The sequence below is a fragment of the Janthinobacterium sp. GW822-FHT07H11 genome, assembly GCF_058798615.1.
Genome location: NZ_CM179507.1, coordinates 137,120 through 155,055 on the forward strand (window position 1 = coordinate 137,120; position 17,936 = coordinate 155,055).

Annotated in this window: 17 protein-coding genes; 13 read left to right on the forward strand and 4 right to left on the reverse strand. The window is 65.4% G+C overall.

Annotation, left to right across the window (positions count from 1 at the left end):
• The first annotated feature begins 122 nt into the window (after positions 1-122).
• Positions 123-1,013 (forward strand): ArgP/LysG family DNA-binding transcriptional regulator, encoded by an 891-nt coding sequence (locus tag AC3RCJ_RS00600; protein WP_492962099.1) that lies wholly within the window; start codon positions 123-125, stop codon positions 1,011-1,013.
• Here the strand turns inward: AC3RCJ_RS00600 and AC3RCJ_RS00605 are convergent.
• Entirely contained in the window at positions 1,010-3,031 is a 2,022-nt protein-coding gene (locus AC3RCJ_RS00605; protein WP_492962097.1) for a primosomal protein N', read from the reverse strand. The genes AC3RCJ_RS00600 and AC3RCJ_RS00605 overlap by 4 nt on opposite strands.
• Before the next feature lie 388 nt (positions 3,032-3,419).
• Between AC3RCJ_RS00605 and AC3RCJ_RS00610 the strand changes: the two genes are divergently transcribed.
• The 12 genes from AC3RCJ_RS00610 (at position 3,420) to AC3RCJ_RS00665 (ending at position 13,520) form a co-directional block, all read left to right on the forward strand.
• A complete protein-coding gene (locus AC3RCJ_RS00610) occupies positions 3,420-3,599 on the forward strand; it encodes a Flp family type IVb pilin (RefSeq protein WP_492962096.1) in 180 nt (59 codons plus the stop codon).
• 129 nt (positions 3,600-3,728) lie between these two features.
• Positions 3,729-4,277 carry an A24 family peptidase gene (locus tag AC3RCJ_RS00615; RefSeq protein WP_492962094.1) on the forward strand — a complete coding sequence of 183 codons (549 nt, stop codon included), beginning with the start codon at positions 3,729-3,731 and terminating at the stop codon, positions 4,275-4,277.
• A complete protein-coding gene (cpaB, locus tag AC3RCJ_RS00620) occupies positions 4,274-5,110 on the forward strand; it encodes a Flp pilus assembly protein CpaB (RefSeq protein ID WP_492962092.1) in 837 nt (278 codons plus the stop codon). Before AC3RCJ_RS00615 ends, cpaB begins: the two co-directional genes overlap by 4 nt.
• 55 nt (positions 5,111-5,165) lie before the next feature.
• Positions 5,166-6,626 (forward strand): type II and III secretion system protein family protein, encoded by a 1,461-nt coding sequence (locus AC3RCJ_RS00625; protein ID WP_492962090.1) that lies wholly within the window; start codon positions 5,166-5,168, stop codon positions 6,624-6,626.
• Positions 6,619-6,906 carry a hypothetical protein gene (locus AC3RCJ_RS00630; RefSeq protein WP_492962088.1) on the forward strand — a complete coding sequence of 96 codons (288 nt, stop codon included), beginning with the start codon at positions 6,619-6,621 and terminating at the stop codon, positions 6,904-6,906. Before AC3RCJ_RS00625 ends, AC3RCJ_RS00630 begins: the two co-directional genes overlap by 8 nt.
• A 12-nt stretch (positions 6,907-6,918) precedes the next feature.
• The gene (locus AC3RCJ_RS00635) at positions 6,919-8,076 is read left to right on the forward strand and encodes a CpaE/TadZ family protein (RefSeq protein ID WP_492962086.1); all 1,158 of its coding nucleotides are present in this window, start codon (positions 6,919-6,921) and stop codon (positions 8,074-8,076) included.
• 25 nt (positions 8,077-8,101) lie between these two features.
• On the forward strand, positions 8,102-9,451 hold the full coding sequence (locus tag AC3RCJ_RS00640) for a TadA family conjugal transfer-associated ATPase (protein WP_492962084.1): 1,350 nt from the start codon (positions 8,102-8,104) through the stop codon (positions 9,449-9,451).
• Position 9,452: 1 nt separating this feature from the next.
• Complete coding sequence (locus AC3RCJ_RS00645; RefSeq protein ID WP_492962082.1) at positions 9,453-10,427, forward strand: type II secretion system F family protein; 975 nt, start codon at positions 9,453-9,455, stop codon at positions 10,425-10,427.
• A 22-nt stretch (positions 10,428-10,449) separates the two neighbouring features.
• A complete protein-coding gene (locus AC3RCJ_RS00650; RefSeq protein WP_492962080.1) occupies positions 10,450-11,394 on the forward strand; it encodes a type II secretion system F family protein in 945 nt (314 codons plus the stop codon).
• Positions 11,384-11,839: a TadE/TadG family type IV pilus assembly protein gene (locus AC3RCJ_RS00655; RefSeq protein WP_492962078.1), complete on the forward strand. Its 456-nt coding sequence runs from the start codon at positions 11,384-11,386 to the stop codon at positions 11,837-11,839. Before AC3RCJ_RS00650 ends, AC3RCJ_RS00655 begins: the two co-directional genes overlap by 11 nt.
• A gap of 27 nt (positions 11,840-11,866) precedes the next feature.
• On the forward strand, positions 11,867-12,271 hold the full coding sequence (locus AC3RCJ_RS00660; protein WP_492962076.1) for a TadE/TadG family type IV pilus assembly protein: 405 nt from the start codon (positions 11,867-11,869) through the stop codon (positions 12,269-12,271).
• A 31-nt stretch (positions 12,272-12,302) separates the two neighbouring features.
• A complete protein-coding gene (locus tag AC3RCJ_RS00665) occupies positions 12,303-13,520 on the forward strand; it encodes a pilus assembly protein TadG-related protein (protein ID WP_492962074.1) in 1,218 nt (405 codons plus the stop codon).
• 3 nt (positions 13,521-13,523) lie between these two features.
• On the opposite strand, the gene AC3RCJ_RS00670 is transcribed toward AC3RCJ_RS00665, so the two are convergent.
• From AC3RCJ_RS00670 to hemE, 3 genes are all read right to left on the reverse strand, one after another.
• Positions 13,524-14,216: a response regulator gene (locus AC3RCJ_RS00670; RefSeq protein ID WP_492962072.1), complete on the reverse strand. Its 693-nt coding sequence runs from the start codon at positions 14,214-14,216 to the stop codon at positions 13,524-13,526.
• Positions 14,213-15,883 (reverse strand): sensor histidine kinase, encoded by a 1,671-nt coding sequence (locus AC3RCJ_RS00675; protein ID WP_492962070.1) that lies wholly within the window; start codon positions 15,881-15,883, stop codon positions 14,213-14,215. Before AC3RCJ_RS00675 ends, AC3RCJ_RS00670 begins: the two co-directional genes overlap by 4 nt.
• Positions 15,884-16,782: 899 nt before the next feature.
• Positions 16,783-17,868, reverse strand: coding sequence for a uroporphyrinogen decarboxylase (gene hemE, locus AC3RCJ_RS00680; RefSeq protein WP_492962068.1), 1,086 nt, complete (start codon positions 17,866-17,868; stop codon positions 16,783-16,785).
• Positions 17,869-17,936 lie beyond the last annotated feature (68 nt).

The following is a 17,936-nucleotide window of genomic DNA, read 5'->3' on the forward strand; positions in this document are numbered from 1 at the left end:
TCCATCCCACTGAGGTTGCTCACAGCGGTCGATACTACCCGTTTGCTGAAAATAAGGTTTTACTTTGCAGCAATATATGCATTAGTATAACTAATCATTTCTAAAATTTATAAGCTGAGCTAATGGGATCACTCGATTATCGCGCGCTGGCCGTGCTGGACGCCGTGGCCAGCCATGGCAGTTTCGACAAGGCCGCCCTGGCCCTGGGCATCACCCAGTCGGCCGTCTCGCAGCGCATCAAGGCGCTGGAAGACGCCAGCGGGCGCCTCTTGATCATCCGTGGCCAGCCGGCCGTGCCGACGGGACTGGGCCAGCGATTGATCGTGCATCACCGCAACGTCAAACTGATGGAAGCGTCGCTCGACATCGACCTGGGCAACAGCGTCAGCATGCCGGAAATCGCCATCGCCATCGATGCCGACAGCCTGGCCACGTGGTTCCCCGACACCTTGTCCGCCCTGCTGGCGCCGCCCCGCTGCCAGCTCGACGTGCGCCTGGCCGACAGCGATGCGGCCCTGCAGATGGTGCGCGACGGCTCCGTGTTCGGCTGCGTAGCGGCCGAGTCCGGCACGGCGATCGACGCGGCGGCGGCCACCAGCGTCACGCCGCTGGGCACTTTGCGCTATGTCTGCGTGGCCACGCCCGTGTTTGCGGGTCACTGGTTCGGCGATGGCTTTATGGCCGAGGCGGTGCAGCTGGCGCCGGCCGTCGTGGGCCAGCATGGCTTGCTGGCGCGTTTCCTGGCAGAACAATTGAGCCTGCGCGAAGCGTTTCCGCACCACACCTTGCCGGTGGAAGCGGCGCGCCGCGCCTGCGTGCTCGATGGCCTGGCCTACGGCCTGATGCCGCAGCGCCTGGCCGCGCCGGCGCTGGCGACGGAACGCCTCGTCGATCTGCTGCCGGGCCGCACCCTGGACGTGCCGCTGAGCTGGCACGCGTGGACCTTGGACACGCCGTTTACCAAGCTGCTGTCGGAGCAGCTCATCCGGGCCGGCCGCGCTTACCTGGCTTAGATATCGAGCGGGTCCACTTCCAGCGACCATTTCACGCGCGTCTTCATGGCGCGCAATTCACTTAACCATTCTTTCAAAAATGCCTGCAAGGCCGGCCGCGAGGCCGATTCCAGCAACAGCTGGGCGCGGTCCACGTTATAGACGCGCGTCATGCTCATCGGAATCGGGTCGTTGATGGTCACTTGCGGGTGTTCCATGCATTCCTTGGCCGCCTGCAGGAATGCGATGGCCGTCGCCAGCTCGGGCGCCTCGGCGCGCAGCAGGGCCTGGAACAGGTAGGGCGGCAGCGCCGCCTGGGCCCGCTCTTCCAGCAGGGTGGTGGCGAAATGGTCGTAATCGTGGTTGACGACGGCGTCGTACAGCGGATGGCGCGCATAGCGCGTCTGGATCAGCACTTCACTGACGCTGCCGCCTTCCGTCTGCGCGGCGCGTCCGGCGCGGCCCGCCACCTGCATTAATTGCGCGAACAGGCGCTCGCTGGCGCGGTAATCCTGCGAAAACAGGGCCGTGTCCGGATTCAAAATGCCGACCAGGGTCAGCTTTTTGAAGTCGTGGCCCTTGGCCACCATCTGCGTGCCGATCAGAATGTCCACTTCGCCCCGGTGCACGGTGTCGAACGCTTCCTGCGCGCTGCCCTTCTTGCGCGTGGAATCGGCGTCGATGCGCAAGATGCGCGCCTCGGGAAACAGTTGCTGCAAGCCCTCTTCCACCCGCTGCGTGCCGCGTCCCAGCGGCTGCAGGTCGACGTTGCCGCACGTGGGGCAATGGCGGGGAATGCGCAATTCCAGGCTGCAATGGTGGCAACGCAGCCGGTGTTCGGGCTTGTGCAGCACCATGAACGAGGTGCAGCGCGTGCAATTGCTGATCCAGCCGCACGATTCGCAGCAGATGACGGGCGAATAGCCGCGCCGGTTCAAAAACAGCAGCGACTGCTCGCCGCGCTCCATGCGCAGTTTTAATGCCGCCACCAGGTGCGACGTCAGGCCATCCTTCGGCTTGTCGCGCTCCATGTCCAAAATCTTAACGCGCGGCAAGACCGCATTTTTCACGGCCCGCTCGCGCAACTCCAGCTTGCCGTAGCGCCCCGTCTGCGCGTGGTGCCAGCTTTCCAGCGAGGGCGTGGCCGAACCGAGCACGATGGGTATCTGCAATTGCCAGGCGCGCCACACGGCCAGGTCGCGCGCCGAATAGCGCAAGCCTTCCTGCTGCTTGTAGGAAGGATCGTGTTCCTCGTCGATGACGATCAGTTTGAGTTTCGGCAAGGACGCCAGGATGGCCAAGCGCGTGCCGAGCACGATGCGCGCCTGGCCCTGGTGCGCGGCCAGCCAGTGCAGCATGCGCTCGCCTTCGGACAGGCTGCTGTGCAGGGTCGCCAGCATGACGCCGGGAAAGCGCGCGCGGATATTGCCTTCCAGCTGGGGCGTGAGGTTGATTTCCGGCACTAAAATCAGGATTTGTGCATCGTCCTCGCGCGCCAGCACCTGGGCGCAGGCTTGCAGATACACTTCCGTCTTGCCGCTGCCCGTCACGCCGTACAGCAGGGTCGGCTTGAACCCCTGGGCGCCGCCGATGGCGTCGGCCGCTTCCTGCTGGGCGGGGTTGAGCGCCGGCATGTTCAGCGGCGTGCCATCGTGCGCGTCGGCCAGCTTGGCCAGCTTCTTGATGGCGCGGTCCAGCGCCACGGTGGTCAGCACGCGCAGATTCTTCGGCAAGCCCGGCAGCGCCACTTCACCGAGCGGACGCTGGTAGTAATCGGCGGCAAAGGCGGCCAGCGCCAGCCATTGCTCCGACAGCGGCGCCAGCTGGCTGCGCACGGCCAGCACGTCCTTCATCTTCGCGTCGGGCACGTCGGTGCTGTCGGACACGCCGACGATCAGTCCCATCACTTCGCGCCGGCCGAACGGCACCAGCGCCAGCTGTCCCACCTGCGGCAACGCTGCCTCGTCGCCGTTCCAGCGGTAGTCGAACAGGGCGTTCAACGGTGTGTCGAGCGCGATTTTCAGGATGCACTGCGCCATGAGTGGGATTGCCTATGTAGAGAAGGGTGAAGGCATGCGAGCCAGCCGGCCATGATACTTGGTCTGTCCGGCAAACACCTAGCCGCAGGCTGGAAGTTATCTGAATTATCACCAAAAATAACATCGTTATGGGAAAGCCGGCACGGCTGCGGCCCCTGGTACGAATGTCCTGTGCCCGCCCGGCAAAAAGGGGCCGAATGTACCAGGCCAAAAGTGACCTTTGTGTGATGCCCGTCAAGACGAGCGCGACTATAGTGAGCGCTTCGGCAATTTTGTAGCAATAAAAGCAATGCCAGCCTGCCGAAACCGCTCACGCGCGCAGCCTGTCTGCCCCGCGTTTTTGGCTGGCAACGACGACCTACCCCACCACCTCAACAAGGGAAACATCATGCAAGCCATCAAAAATTTCATTCGTAACGAAGACGGTGTCACGGCTATTGAATATGCACTGATCGCCGCGCTGATCGCTGCGGCGCTGGTCATTGGCGTGCAGGCGCTCGGCGGCAGCATCCGCACCGCGTTCACCAGCATCGGCACCAACCTGACGAGCCCGCCAGTAGCCCCGTAATTTTCCCGTTCGCCAGCACGCAGCGAACGATACCGATGATGCCCGCCCGTCCATCCGGGCAGGCATCGCCACCCGCACTTTCCCAGCGCCACACGCCACCGGGCTTCACCGCCCCTCCACCGCATACCGATGACTTCCCTGCTCACCATCACCCTGCCTGCATTGCTGCTGTGTTCCCTATTGGCCTGCGCCGTCTGGCATGACATGCGCAGCCGCCGCATCCCGAACGCCCTGGTCTTTGGCGGCGCGCTGGCGGCCCTGCTGCTGCATGCCGTGCTCACGCCTGCCGCCGGCGGCCTGGGCCTGCCGGCCGCGCTGGGCGGCCTGGCGCTGGGGCTGGCCCTGCTGCTGCCCATGTACATGCTGCGCGCGCTCGGTGCCGGCGACGTCAAGCTGATGGCCATGGTGGGCGCCTTTATCGGGCCGCAGCAAGTGCTGACGGCTACCTTGCTGACCCTGCTGGCGGGCGGCGTGCTGTCCCTGCTGGTGGCCGCCTGCACGGGCGTGCTGCGCCAGGTTCTCGGCAATAGCTACCGCATGCTGTTCTACAGCCTGCTGCGCGGCGCCAGCGGCGGCAATGCCCGGCTCGATGCGCCCCAGGCCGCCAGCGGCAGGCTGCCGTACGCGATCGCCATTGCGGCCGGCACCGCCCTGTCCTTTTTCTGGAGCTTTTCATGAGACATACCCGCGCCATCGCGCTGATCGTGCTGGCCTTCGTCGTGGCCCTGGCCGCCGTCCTGGTAGCGTTGCGCTGGATCAATGCACAAGCGGCGCCCAACAGCAGCAAGGTGGCCGTCGCCAGCGCCGACATCAACCTGGGCGCGCGCCTGGCGCCCGAGATGATCACGCTGGTCGACTGGCCGGCCGGCGCCTTGCCGCCCGGCGCCATCGGCGACGCCAAGCTGCTGGAGGCCAGGGTTGCGCGCAGCAATATCGGCCGCGGCGAACCTGTTCTGGAAAGCAAACTCGCCCCCGTCGGCACGGTCGGTGGCCTGTCCGCCGCCCTGGGCGACGGCAAGCGCGCCATGACGGTGCGCGTCAACGACGTGGTGGGCGTGGCCGGCTTCGCCCTGCCCGGCAACTTCGTCGACGTGCTGGTCAATACCCAGGACGAAGCGGAAAAGAAACGCACGCAGGCCAGCGATGCGGCCATCTCCAAGATCGTGCTCGAACGCATACTCGTGCTGGCCATCGCCCAGGAATCGAGCCGCGACGACACCAAGCCCAAGGTGGTCAACGCCGTCACGCTGGAACTGACGCCGGAGCAGGCGGAAAAACTCGACCTGGCGCGCAGCGTGGGCACCCTGTCGCTGGTGCTGCGCAACCAGATCGAAGACACGCCCGTCAATACGGATGGCGCCACCCGCGCCACCCTGCTCGACCTGAAGCCGCCCGCCAAGGCACCCGTGGCCGCCGTCAGGCGCGCGGCCGCGCCCGTGCCGCCGGCGCGCGCGGCCGGCGAACGCATCGAAGTCATCAAGGGGCTGGAGCGTAGCGCCCAGCAACTCTGATGATCACTCCACAGACGAATTCCAGTACAGATTGGGGAAGCAATTGAGACACATCATGAAACGCCCGGCCCTGCTGCTGGCCCTGGCGGCCAGCTTGCTGCAGGGCCAGGCAGCCGCCGCCAAGACGGCCAAGGCGCAGCCCGGCGCGGCCGTGCAGCCGGCAGCACCATCCGCCACCACCCTGCCCCGCCTGGTGTCCCTGTCGGCCGGCAAATCGCAGCTGCTGCGCCTGCCGTTCGCGGCCAGCCGCCTGGCCGTGGGCGACACCGCCATCGCCGACGTGATCCTGCTCAATGCCAGTGAAGTCTATCTGCTGGGCAAGCGCCCCGGCACCACCAACCTGATCCTGTGGGACCGCGCGAAACAAGCCACCATCATCGACCTCGGTGTGGCCATCGACACGGGCGCGCTGCGCCTGCAGCTGCAGCAACTGTTCCCCGACGAGACGCAGATCGCCCTGCATGCGGCGGCCGACACCCTGGTCCTGTCGGGCACCGTGGCCGACGCCGTCAAGGCCAGCCAGATCATGGCCCTGGCGCAATCGTATGCGGAGCGCGCCAGCGGCGCCGGCGTCTCGGGCGCGGCGGCCGGCAATGGGGCGGCCCCGGCCGCGCCTGCCGCCAGCGGCGCCGGCATCAAGGTGATCAATATGCTGGCCATCGCCGCGCCCCAGCAAGTGATGCTGGAAGTGAAGATCGCCGAAGTGTCGAAGAGCCTGGTGGACCAGCTGGGCGCCAGCCTGGGCGTCAATGTGCAAGTCGGCAACTGGACGCACTCCCTGCTGTCGAACCTGCTCAGCGGCAACCGCAGCCTGATCGAGGCATTCAACAAGAAGAACGGCAACTTCGTCAGCATCGACGCGCAGAAACGCGACGGCCTCGTGAAGATCCTGGCCGAGCCGACCATCATGGCCATCAGCGGCCAGGAGGCCAGTTTCCTGGCCGGCGGCAAGGTCTTCATTCCCGTCAGCCAGAACAACAATGGCGGCACGCCCACCATCACCCTGGAAGAGAAGGAGTACGGCGTGGCCGTCAAATTCACGCCCACCGTGCTCGACGGCGGACGCATCAACCTGAAGGTGGCGCCGGAGGTGTCCGAACTGAACAAGGACGGCATCGGCCTGAGCGCGGGCGGCACGAATGCCACCGCCCTGCTGCCCTCGTTCACCACGCGGCGTGCGGCCACCACGGTGCAACTGTTCGACGGCCAGAGCTTCGCCATCGGCGGCTTGATCAAGAACAATGTGACGACGAATATCAAGGCCCTGCCCATGCTGGGCGAGATTCCCGTGCTGGGCGCGCTGTTCCGCAGCAGCGACTTCCAGAGCGACCGCAGCGAGCTGGTCTTCATTGTCACGCCGCACCTGGTGAAACCGCTGCCGGCCGTGCCGCCGCTGCCGACGGATGGCTATGTGGAACCGTCGCGGGCCGACTTTTTCATACGCGGAAAGATGGAAGGAACGGCGCCGCCCGCCACGGCAGCGGCCGCAACACAACCGGAGCAGCAACATGATTGATTTCCCCCGCCTTCTTTCCCTGCTGGCCGCCACCGCGGCGCTGGGCGGCTGCGTGCAGCAGACACCACGGCTCGACAGCCAGTTTGGCGACAGCGTGCGGCAGGCACAGGCGCTGCAAGTGCTGCAGCCCGATGCGGCCGCGCGCCAGCAAGTCCGCCTGGCCGCCAGCGGCGGCATCGATGGCCGCGCCGGCGTGGCCGCCTACCAGCGCTACCAGGAATCGTTCCAGACCCCGCCGGCACCGACGCAGGCCCTGACCATCGGCGTCAGCAAGCGCTAGGGAGGGCTTACCGTGAAAATCACCGTCATCTCGAGAGATGAAAAAAGCCTGGCCGGCATCGCCGCGCTATTGCGCAACCGCAATCCGGCGCACCAGGTCGACACCCTGGCCGGCGCGCTGAAACGATTGCCCACGTCCAGCTCGCCGGACGTGGTGATCGTCGACCAGCCGAATATCGAAGCCGGCGACCTCGACAGCCTGGAACGGCTGGGCAACCAATACCCGCGCATCGCCTTCATCCTGCTGTGCCGCCATCACACGCCGGACTTCCTGCTGCAAGCCATGCGCGCCGGCGTGCGCGAAGTGATCGATTATCCGGCCCCGCCCGGCTGCCTGTACCAGGCCATCGAGCGCATCGAGGAAAAATTGCAGCGGCGCAGCGACGCCAACGGCAAGCTGCTGGCCTTTATCTCGTGCAAGGGCGGCAGCGGCGCCACCTTCCTGGCCACCAACCTGGCCTATGCGCTGGCGGCGCAAGGCGACAGCCGCGTGGCCCTGATCGACATGAACCTGCAGTTCGGCGACGCCTCGCTGTTTGTCTCGGACCAGAAACCGCTGGCCACGCTGGCCGACGTGGCGCAGCAGATCCACCGCCTCGATCCCTCGTTCCTGGCCTCGAGCATGCTCAACGTCCTGCCCAATTACGGCGTGCTGGCCGCGCCCGACGACCCCACGCTGGCCAACGACGTGAAACCGGAACACGTGGATGCCATCCTCAAGCTGGCACGCCAGCACTACGACTTCATCGTGCTCGACATCGGCCGCAGTCTCGACGCGATCAGCATCCGCGCGCTGGACCAGGCCGACATGATTTTTCCCGTGCTGCAAACCACCTTGCCCTACATCCGCGACGGCAAGCGCCTGCTCGAGGTCTTTCACTCGCTCGACTATCCGATGGAAAAGATCCACCTGGTCGTCAACCGCCACGACAAGGGCAGCGAGATCAGCGTGTACGACCTGGTGACGGCCTACGGCAGCGATGTCTACATGACCGTGCCGAATCACTATGAAGCGGCGGCCGCCTCGGTCAACCAGGGCATCCCCGTGCTGCAGCTGGCCCCCGCCAGCCCCATCACGCGGGCGCTGCAGGAATTCGCGCGGCGCCTGGGCGGCGCGGCCCCCGTCGCCGCGCAGGACGGCTGGCTGGGCCGGCTGCTGCGCCGCGCCTGAGACGCCATCTGCAAAGGAAGACACCATGAACGCAGTCACCATCCCTATCCGCGAACGGCTGGGCCAGTTGCACACGCGCCAGCGCGCGGGCTCCATCGACAACGGCGCCTACCAGCTGCTCAGGCAGCGCATCCACGCCATCCTGCTCGACCGCGTGGACCTGGAAAACCTGCAGCGCCTCTCGCCCGAGCAGGTGCGCGAACAGCTGCGCCTGCTGGTCGAGCGCCTGCTGGAAGAAGAGGCCGTGGTCATCAACGACCTCGAACGCAAGAACCTGACGCGCGACATCCAGCACGAAATGCTGGGCTTCGGGCCGCTGGAACTGCTGCTGGCCGACCCCACCGTGTCGGACATCCTCGTCAACACCCACAAGCGCGTGTACGTGGAACGGCGCGGCAAGCTGGAACTGACGGACGTGTGCTTCAGCGACGACGCGCATTTGATGAAGATCATCGACAAGATCGTCTCGCGCGTGGGCCGCCGCATCGACGAATCGAGCCCCATGGTCGATGCGCGCCTGCCGGACGGCTCGCGCGTCAACGCCATCATCCCGCCGCTGGCCATCGACGGCCCCGTGATGTCGATCCGGCGCTTCTCGGCCGACCCGCTGCGCCTGGCCGACCTGGTGGCCTACGACAGCATGACGGCGGGCATGGCGGAAATCCTGCAGGGCCTGGGCAAGGCGAAGATCAATATCCTGATCTCGGGCGGCACCGGCAGCGGCAAGACCACCATGCTCAACGTCATTTCCGGCTTCATCGGCGCCACCGAGCGCATCGTCACGGTGGAAGACGCGGCCGAGCTGCAGCTGCAGCAGCCGCACGTGGTGCGCCTGGAGACGCGCCCGCCCAACATCGAGGGCAAGGGCGAGGTGACGCAGCGCGCGCTGGTGCGCAATGCGCTGCGCATGCGCCCCGACCGCATCATCCTGGGCGAGGTGCGCGGCGGCGAGGCGCTCGACATGCTGGGCGCCATGAACACGGGCCACGAAGGCTCGATGGCCACCATCCACGCCAATACCCCGCGCGACGCCATCACGCGGCTGGAAAACATGATCAGCATGGCGGCCGCCAGCCTGCCCAGCAAGGCCATGCGTCAGCAGATCAGCTCGGCAGTCAGCGTGGTGGTGCAGGTGTCGCGCCTGACGGACGGCAAGCGCAAGGTCACCTCGATCCAGGAAATCACGGGCATGGAAGGCGACATGATCACCATGCAGGAAATCTTCAGCTTCCGCCAGACGGGCATCGGCGACGGCGGCACCGTGCTCGGGCATTTTTCCTCGACGGGCATCCGTCCGCGCTTTCTCGAGCGCCTGCACACGTTTGGCATCACGGTGCCGGCCCAGCTGTTCGAACCGACCCGGCAGGGGCTCTGAGATGGCCTCCCTGTTCCTCTTCGGCGCCCTGGTGTTCGGCGCCGCGCTGCTGCTGACCAGCGGCGCCTACCTGGCCTGGCGCGGCATGCGCAACCGCGCGCCCGGGCGCGTGGCGCAGCGCGTGCGCAATGCCAGCAGGGGCAGCGCCGAGCACCGTCCCGCCCTGTCGATCAGCAAGCAACGCCTGCTGGCACGCCATCCGCTGTTGCAGCGCGTGCTGCAGGCGCTGCCGCCGGCGGCCGTGCTGGACCGCCTGCTGCTGCAGGCGGGACGCCAGCAGACGGTGGCGCAGTTGCTGGGCTGGTGCCTGGCGACCCTGCTGGGCGGCCTGCTGCTGGGCGCGCTGCTGGGACTGTCCCTGTCCTTGCTGGCGGGCCTGGGGGCGCTGGCGGCCGCGCTGCCCCTGCTGCACTTGCGCCGCGCGCAGCAGCAGCGGCTCAAGCGCATCGAACAGCAATTGCCCGATGCGCTGGACCTGATGGGGCGGGCCATGCGCGCCGGCCACGCCTTTCCCACGGCGCTGAAAATGGTCGGCGATGAAATGCCGGCGCCGCTGGGCAGCGAATTTCGCGCCGTCTTCGACGAAGTCAATTTCGGCGTGGCCATGAGCGATGCGCTGGGCAACCTGGCCAGCCGCGTGCCCAGCACCGACTTGCGCTACTTTGTCGTGGCCGTACTGATCCAGCGCGAGACGGGCGGCAACCTGGCGGAGCTGCTGGGCAGCATCAGCGCCATCATCCGCGACCGCCTGAAGCTGCTGGGACAAATCCGCGTACTGTCGGCCGAGGGCCGCATGTCGGCCTGGATTTTGGGGCTGATGCCGTTTGCCGTGGCGCTGATGATGCAGCTGACCAGTCCCGATTTCCTGAGCGTGCTGTACCTGGACAGCGGCGGACGCAAGATGCTGGTCACGGCCGGCGTGATGATGGTGCTGGGCATTTTGATAATCCGCAAGGTAACGCGCATTCGCATCTGAGATTTTTCCCGAGAGGATGGTCATGAGTTTTCTGCAATTGCTGTTCCTGGCGCTGACCTTTTGCGCCGCCTTCGGCGCCATGCTGTTGCTGCTGCGCCCCTTCGCTTCGCCTACGCTGCAATCGCGCCTGGCGGCGCTGGCCGAGCCGCATGCGCCTGGCCGCAAGGCCGGCGGCCGGCGTTGGCTGGCGCGCCTGCTGCGCCTGGCCGTACCGCTGGGCAAATTGTCCTCGCCCGCCGAAAACTGGGAAGGCTCGCCGCTGCGCAGCCGTTTCATGCATGCGGGCCTGCGTTCGAACGCCGCGCCGCTGCTGTTCTTCGCCGCCAAGACGACCCTGGCGCTGGCGCTGCCGGCCGCCGTGTTCTTCCTGCTGCACCAGTCCTTCCCCAAGCTTGGCGGCAGCACGCTGGTACTGTGCCTGCTCATCGCCATGGCCCTCGGCTACTACCTGCCCAACGCGGTGCTGGCGCACCGGGTCAAGCAGCGCCAGCGCGACATTTTCGAAAACTTTCCCGATGCGCTGGACCTGATGACGGTATGCGTCGAAGCGGGCCTGGGCATGGATGCGGCACTGGCCCGCGTGGCGGCGGAAATCGTGCTGAAAAGCGCCGTGCTGAGCGAGGAGCTGACCCTCGTCACGCTGGAACTGCGCGCCGGCAGCAACAAGGAAAAAGCCTTGCGCAACCTGGCCCTGCGCACGGGCGTGGAAGACGTCGACACCTTGGTCACCATGCTGATCCAGGCCGAGCGCTTCGGCACCGGCATCGGCGCCTCGCTGCGCGTGCAGTCCGCACAGCTGCGCACCAAGCGGCGCCAGGGCGCGGAAGAACAGGCGGCGAAGATCGCGCTGAAACTGCTGTTTCCACTGATTTTCTTTATCTTTCCCTCGCTGCTGGTGGTGCTGATGGGACCGGCCTTCCTGCAAATCTACCGCCTGCTGCTGCCGGCCTTGCGCAATGCCAGCTAAAACCCGCGCACCGGCCCGCCAGGAGGGCGTGGCAGCCGTCGAACTGGCCTTGCTGCTGCCCGTGCTGCTGCTGATTTTCCTCGGCATCGCAGGCATGAGCCGGCTGTACTACCTGCAGATGGCCCTGGTCAGCGCGGCACGCGCGGGGGTGCAGTTCGCGCAGGCCGGCCAGACGCAGGACACGGCACGCATCGCCGCCGCCGCCCGCCGCGACGCCCTGCACGACGCGCCCGGCATGGCCATGCCCGAAGTGACGATACGCCAGCGCTGCGCCGACGGCAGCCCGTATGCGGGCAACGGTAAATGTCCCGGCTATGCCAGCGCGCCGTGGACCTATGTCGAAGTACGCACCAGCTATGTGCTGGCCGATGCCGGCTATCCGCTGCTGCCCGCGTTCGCGGCGCCGCTGCGGCTGCAGCAGAGCGCCACGGCGCGCCTGCGCTAGGCCCCCTACCGAAGGAAAAACTCACCCATGCCTCCCCTGCGCCAGCGCGGCTCCTTTGCCGTCGAATTCGCCATCACCTTGTCCCTGCTGCTGTTGCTCATCTTTGCCATCGTCAATCTGGCATTGGCGGCATGGAACTACAACACCCTGTCGCAGGCCAGCCGCGAAGGCGCGCGCTACGGCAGCGTCCTGGGCAACACCGATGGCCGCTATAGCCGCGCGCGCGCGCGCGAGCTGATACAGCGGCGGGTGGAAGCCTACGCCGTCGGCCTGCGCTTCGACACGGTCGAGGTCAGCTGGGATGGCGGCGACAACGCGCCCGGCAGCATCGTCACCGTCAGCGCCAGCTACCGCTTCCATCCCGTCAGCGCCATGCTCGGCCCGCTCAGCATTCCGCTGCGCAGTTCGGCCAGCATGATGATTTCCCAATGACACTATTCCATCCGCCGAACCGAGGTATCCCATGCGCCTGTCCCCTTCCCTGCGTTCCCGCCGCCAGCGCGGCAGCATTCCCGTCGCCACGGCGCTGCTGCTGCCGTTGCTGATCGGCTTTGCCGGCCTGGCCGGCGACAGCGGCACGCTGTATCTCGTCAAGCGGCGCATGCAGACGGCCGCCGACGCGGGCGCCGTCTCCGCCGCCCTGGAAATGCAGCGCCAGGCCGGCCTGGCCGACATCGTCGCGGCGGGCAAGCAGGATGCGGCCCTGAACGGTTTTCCGCCCGGCGGCACCAGCGTGCACCTGCCGCCCCTGGCCGGCGCGCATGCGGCGCGCCCCGGCTATGTGGAAGTGCAACTGGCGCAAGCCGTGCCCACGCATTTCATGGGCCTGTTCGGCTTCCGCACGGTCGAGGTCAGGGCGCGCGCGGTGGCCGGCGCGCGGCCCGACGCCACCTGTTTCCTGGCCCTCAACGGCAAGAACGTCAGCGAGGCGATGACGGTCACGGGCGCCGGTGAAATCGCGGGCGAACACTGCTCGATCTTCGTCAACGGCAGCACGCCCAACACCCTGACAGCCAGCGGCGCCATGACCGTGCGCGCCGACAGCATCGGCGTGCAGGCGCCCGGCTACCGGCATGACGGCGGCAGCACCTTCCTGCCCACGCCGCAGGTGGGCCAGGCGGCACGCCAGGACCCGCTGGCGCGCCTGCAGCCGCCTGCGGGCGGCGCCACGCGGACGAACGGCAAGCTGACGGGCACGGGCACGCACGCCCTGCAACCGGGCGTGTATCCCGACGGAATCAACCTGTCCGGTGGCATGAACGTCAATTTTGCGCCGGGGATCTATGTGCTCAAGGGCGGCTTCACGGTCGACGGCGCCGTCAACCTGCATGGCGACGGCGTGGCCTTCTATACGCAAGGGCCCGTGAACATCCGCGGCAGCGGCGTGCTCAAGCTGGCGGCGCCCGAAACGGGCCCGATGGCCGGCATCCTCTTCTATGGCGACCGCGACAAGGTCACCGGCAAGAACGAGATCACGGGCGGCGTCAGCGGCGAACTGGCCGGCACCCTGTATTTCCCGTCCTCGGCGCTGAACCTGGTGGGCAGCGGCGGGCTCAAGGGCAAGCCCTATCTGATGCTGATCGCCGATACGATGGCGTTTACGGGCGGCATGCTGTCGGAATTTAGCAAGCCCGTGTATAACGAGGCCTACCAGGGCTCGCACGTGGCCATCGCGGAGTAGCGCTCAACCCAGTTTGTGGCGCGTGGCGTACACGTACAGCTCCAGGCGGTTGCCGACGCCAAGCTTGTGATAAATCGAGCTCAGGTGGTTGCGCAAGGTGTGTTCGGCGATGAAGGCGCGCTGCGCCAGGTCCTTGTTCAGCGCGCCATTGCCATCGACGATCATGCCGACGATCTTGCGTTCCTTGGCCGTCAGGCTGGCGATGCGCTCGGCTTCGGGATTGCGCGGCGGCGGCGCCTTGGGCGCCAGCAACTCGCCGAGCAGGGAGCCGAGCAGGGTCTGCTCCAGCCACAGCTCGCCCTGGTGCACCTTGCGGATCACATGCAGCAGCAGCTCGGCCGGCGCTTCCTTGCCCAGCGCGCCGCGCGCGCCCGCGCGCACGGCCTTGCCCAGCAATTCCTGGCTGCGCGTGCCGCTCAGCACCAGCGCGCGCGTGCCGCCATCGGCCAGCAGCTGCGGCAGGATATCGGTCGAGCACGAACCGCCCAGGTCCAGGTCCAGCACGATGACGTGCGGCCGCTGCGCAGCGGCCATCGCCAGTGCCGTCTCGGCATCGCCGGCCGACCCCACCAGCGACATTTCCGGCGTGCCTTCGATCAGCTTTTCCAGTCCCCACAGCATGGTCTTGTGGTCGTCGACCAGCATCACGCGGATCGCCTGCCCGGCGCACGCGGGCGCGCTCGCTTGCGGCATCATAGGGGAATCGCAATCTGCAGCGAGGTACCGCCATCGCCGGGGCGCTTGACCAGCAGGCGCCCGCCCAGCGCCGCCGTGCGCGTGGCGATCGACGAGGGCGTGAAGAGCGTGGCCGGTGCGCCATCGCCCTCGTTTTCAATCAGGATCTGCAACCAGCCATTGCTGCAATCGACTTCGATCGCGCCATGCCGCGCGCGCGTATGCTTGCGGATATTGCTGATGCCTTCGCTGACGATCTGGAATACCTCGGCCGCCAGGCGGTCGCTCACTTCGATGGCGGGCGAGACGCGCAGCGCGATGTCGATGTCATAGAACTGGCGCACCTGTTCCGCCTGGCGGCGCAAGGCCAGCAGCAATTCGGGTTCCTTGCGCAATTGCCCGCTGTTCAGGTTTTTGACGAAGTGGCGCATGTCGCCCACCACTTCCGTGGCCATCGCCAGCAGCTTGTCCAGATCGTCGATCAGGGGATTGTCGGGCGCGGCCGCCTGGCGCACGGCACTGATGCCGTGGCGCAAGCCGATATACGGCTGCAAGGTGCTGTCATGCAAGTCGCAGGCAATTTTCTGCCGTTCGCGCTGGCCCGCTTCCGATGCCAGGCGGTCCAGCAATTCGATGTTTTCCATCATGGGAAACACTTGCGCCACGATATGCTTGAGAAACAGCGCATCGGCCTTGCTGAAGCCATGCCGTGCCGACATCAGGTACACGCGTCCCTGCCCCTTGCGCAAACGCAAGGATGCACTGATGAAGGCGCGCGCTTCGAGCAGCTCGACCAGGCGCTCGCCCGCATCGCCGCCGAAGCGCCGCCACTTGCTGCAGCCGCGGCCCAGCACGCGCGTGCCGCCCATCCAGGGCCACCACTTCAGGCGCGGGCGCGCATGCAGCACGCTGTGCTCGGGGGCGAAGGCCAGCAGGGCCGGCATGGCGCTCGCGCACAGGCGCACCGGTTCGATCGAGGTGCCCGCATTGGCCGCCGTCGCCGTGCGCAGCAGCCACTTGTCGGAGTCGCCATCCTGCAGCACCAGGATGCAGCTGCTGGCGCGAAAGAAGACGCGGTTTTTTTCCAGGACGGACGACAGCGAGTGGTTGATGCCAAAGCGGGGATTGGACAGGCGGCTGACGTCGCGCAAAAGGGCTAGGCGGCGTTTTTGCTGCAAGCCCATGCCGCCCCAGTAGGCGATCAGGTGGCCCAGCGCCAGCAGGAAGCTGGTACACCACAGCAAATGCCAGCGCTGCTCGGGCGTTTCCGCCAGCAGGGCCACCAGCATCAGCGCGGCGGCCGACATCAGCGTCACGCGCGAGCCTTCGCGAAAGCCGAATTGAAACGAGGCGGCCAGGATGGCGAAAAAGAACAGCAGGAACACATAGCCATTGCTGCTGCCGCTGTAATAGACGATCAGGCCGAACCAGGCCACGTCATACCAGTAGATGGCCTTGCCCGGCATGCTGGACAGGCGAATTTGCATGAGGGCAAACAGGGCGGCGCTGTGCAGCGCATACGCGCCGCACACCACCGTGGCCAGGTCGCTCAGGCGCGCATCGCCGCCCGGATTGACGACGCAGATGACGACGGCAAACACGGCCAGCAAGAGGCGGATACCGCACACCATGGCAGCGTCGGCGGTATCGCTCGTCAACTGCACGCTGAATGCGTTTTCGTCCTTCACCGCACCTCCGCACTGTGGGATTTCATCAAGACAGGGCAAACCGTTACGCTTGCCACTGTGCACAATTCTACAAAATTGCTTTCTTTGCAATCGGCGAGTGTACGCAGGGAACTAGTGTTTGTCTACAGGAAAATATGCAGTCCTTTACCCAGGCAAAAACAGCGCATGATCCTGAAGATAATTCTGTGGATAACTTTGTGGACAAAGCAAAATTAACTCCCTGAATAATGTGGATAGAAAATTTTGACCGTCGTCAAGGGGGCACGGAAGAAAAATAAGTCATTTAAAATCAATGACTTGAAAATCGCTGCCCGGGAGAGGGAAAAACGCGAGACTTTCCGCCTGTCTGTGCATAACTGAGCTATTCATGAATTTTTTGCACCGCCATAGACGCCATTTGTATGACGTAAATCAATGCCTTTCTTGCCACGCGAGAACAAAATACACGTTTGCCGGGCCAGCCTGCCGCAAGCAGGCGATCGATTGTAAAAAATTGTATAAATATCATGCAGCGCAACATGAACTTCAGGTAACACCTGAACTTTCACGCTAAGCCCTCGTTAACAAATTACTTTTCAGTTTTATCCACAGAATCTGTTGATAACTTTGTGGACAATGAACTGATAAGCCTGTCGGGCACGAGAACAACCTTGCCAATTGCGGCAAGCAGCGTCATCGCATGCATTTTTTAGTACTTAAGAATCAAATACTTGCACACACTCCCCGGGCAAGCCATTTGTGCTGCCTAATATTTCCGCAGCAAAAAAAATTGTGCATAAGTCGGTATGCCGTGCTGCAAGGCGTCAAAAGAAAAAGGCAGGCTTCCTGTGGAAAACCTGCCTTTCAGCCCGCGCCAGCGGCGCGGAGCGACGTCTGGCGTGGATATTCTTTGTGGATAATTACTGGCCGCTGCGCATGGCGCGGCTCATGCTGTGCACGGCTTCCACCATCGCTGCCACCGATTCCGGCGGCGTGAACTGAGAAATGCCATGGCCCAGGTTGAACACGTGGCCCGTGCCGGCCGATGGCGCGCCAAAGGCGTTGAGCACTTTCGCCACTTCGGCGCGGATCTGATCCGGGCTGGCAAACAGGATGGCCGGGTCGAGATTGCCCTGCAAGCCCACCTTATGGCCCACCAGCTGGCGCGCGCGCGTCAGGTTGACGGTCCAGTCCAGGCCCACGGCATCGGCGCCGATGTCGGCGATCTGCTCGATCCACTGCCCGCCGCCCTTGGTAAACACGATGGCGGGGATCTTGACGCCATCCTTGTCGCGCTTCAATTGCGCCACCACTTGCTGCATGTAGGCCAGCGAGAATTCCTGGTAGGCGCCATCGGCCAGGGCACCGCCCCACGAGTCGAAGATCATCACGGCTTGCGCGCCGGCATCAATTTGCGCATTCAGGTACTGCGCCACGGAGGTGGCGTTGATCGCCAGGATGTGGTGCATCAGGTCCGGGCGGTTGTACAGCATCTTCTTGATGGTGTGGAACTCCTTCGAGCCGCCGCCTTCCACCATGTAGCAGGCCAGAGTCCACGGGCTGCCGGAAAAACCGATCAGCGGCACGCGGCCATTGAGTTCCGTGCGGATCTGCGTGACGGCCTTGAAGACGTAGTCGAGCGACGCCAGGTCCGGCACCTGCAGCGCCATCACGTCCTGTTCCGTGCGCAGCGGGCGCTCGAACTTCGGCCCTTCGCCATCGGCGAAATACAGGCCCAGGCCCATCGCGTCGGGCACCGTCAGGATGTCGGAAAACAAAATCGCCGCGTCCAGCGGGAAGCGCTCCAGGGGCTGCAGGGTCACTTCGGTGGCGTAATCGGGATTCTTCGCCAGGCCCAGGAAGGAGCCGGCCCGCTCGCGCGTGGCGCGGTATTCGGGCAGGTAGCGGCCCGCCTGGCGCATCAGCCAGACAGGGGTGTGCTCGGTCGGCTGGCGCAGCAGGGCGCGCAGGAAAGTGTCATTCTGGAGCGGAGCAAATTGTGGCATGGAAGGCAATCAATAGCTGGGAGAAGCGGTATTATCGCATCCAATCGCCGCCAAATCATTGATTCCGG

Excerpts from the sequence above, each read along its gene's own strand:
- AC3RCJ_RS00660 (WP_492962076.1), top strand. The coding sequence starts at position 11,867 with ATGCCTCCCCTGCGCCAGCGCGGCTCCTTTGCCGTCGAATTCGCCATC.
- cpaB (WP_492962092.1), top strand. The coding sequence starts at position 4,274 with ATGAGACATACCCGCGCCATCGCGCTGATCGTGCTGGCCTTCGTCGTG.
- AC3RCJ_RS00610 (WP_492962096.1), top strand. The coding sequence starts at position 3,420 with ATGCAAGCCATCAAAAATTTCATTCGTAACGAAGACGGTGTCACGGCT.
- AC3RCJ_RS00600 (WP_492962099.1), top strand. The coding sequence starts at position 123 with ATGGGATCACTCGATTATCGCGCGCTGGCCGTGCTGGACGCCGTGGCC.
- AC3RCJ_RS00665 (WP_492962074.1), top strand. The coding sequence starts at position 12,303 with ATGCGCCTGTCCCCTTCCCTGCGTTCCCGCCGCCAGCGCGGCAGCATT.
- AC3RCJ_RS00670 (WP_492962072.1), bottom strand. The coding sequence starts at position 14,216 with ATGATGCCGCAAGCGAGCGCGCCCGCGTGCGCCGGGCAGGCGATCCGC.
- AC3RCJ_RS00615 (WP_492962094.1), top strand. The coding sequence starts at position 3,729 with ATGACTTCCCTGCTCACCATCACCCTGCCTGCATTGCTGCTGTGTTCC.
- AC3RCJ_RS00640 (WP_492962084.1), top strand. The coding sequence starts at position 8,102 with ATGAACGCAGTCACCATCCCTATCCGCGAACGGCTGGGCCAGTTGCAC.
- hemE (WP_492962068.1), bottom strand. The coding sequence starts at position 17,868 with ATGCCACAATTTGCTCCGCTCCAGAATGACACTTTCCTGCGCGCCCTG.
- AC3RCJ_RS00655 (WP_492962078.1), top strand. The coding sequence starts at position 11,384 with ATGCCAGCTAAAACCCGCGCACCGGCCCGCCAGGAGGGCGTGGCAGCC.
- AC3RCJ_RS00630 (WP_492962088.1), top strand. The coding sequence starts at position 6,619 with ATGATTGATTTCCCCCGCCTTCTTTCCCTGCTGGCCGCCACCGCGGCG.
- AC3RCJ_RS00625 (WP_492962090.1), top strand. The coding sequence starts at position 5,166 with ATGAAACGCCCGGCCCTGCTGCTGGCCCTGGCGGCCAGCTTGCTGCAG.
- AC3RCJ_RS00645 (WP_492962082.1), top strand. The coding sequence starts at position 9,453 with ATGGCCTCCCTGTTCCTCTTCGGCGCCCTGGTGTTCGGCGCCGCGCTG.
- AC3RCJ_RS00605 (WP_492962097.1), bottom strand. The coding sequence starts at position 3,031 with ATGGCGCAGTGCATCCTGAAAATCGCGCTCGACACACCGTTGAACGCC.
- AC3RCJ_RS00650 (WP_492962080.1), top strand. The coding sequence starts at position 10,450 with ATGAGTTTTCTGCAATTGCTGTTCCTGGCGCTGACCTTTTGCGCCGCC.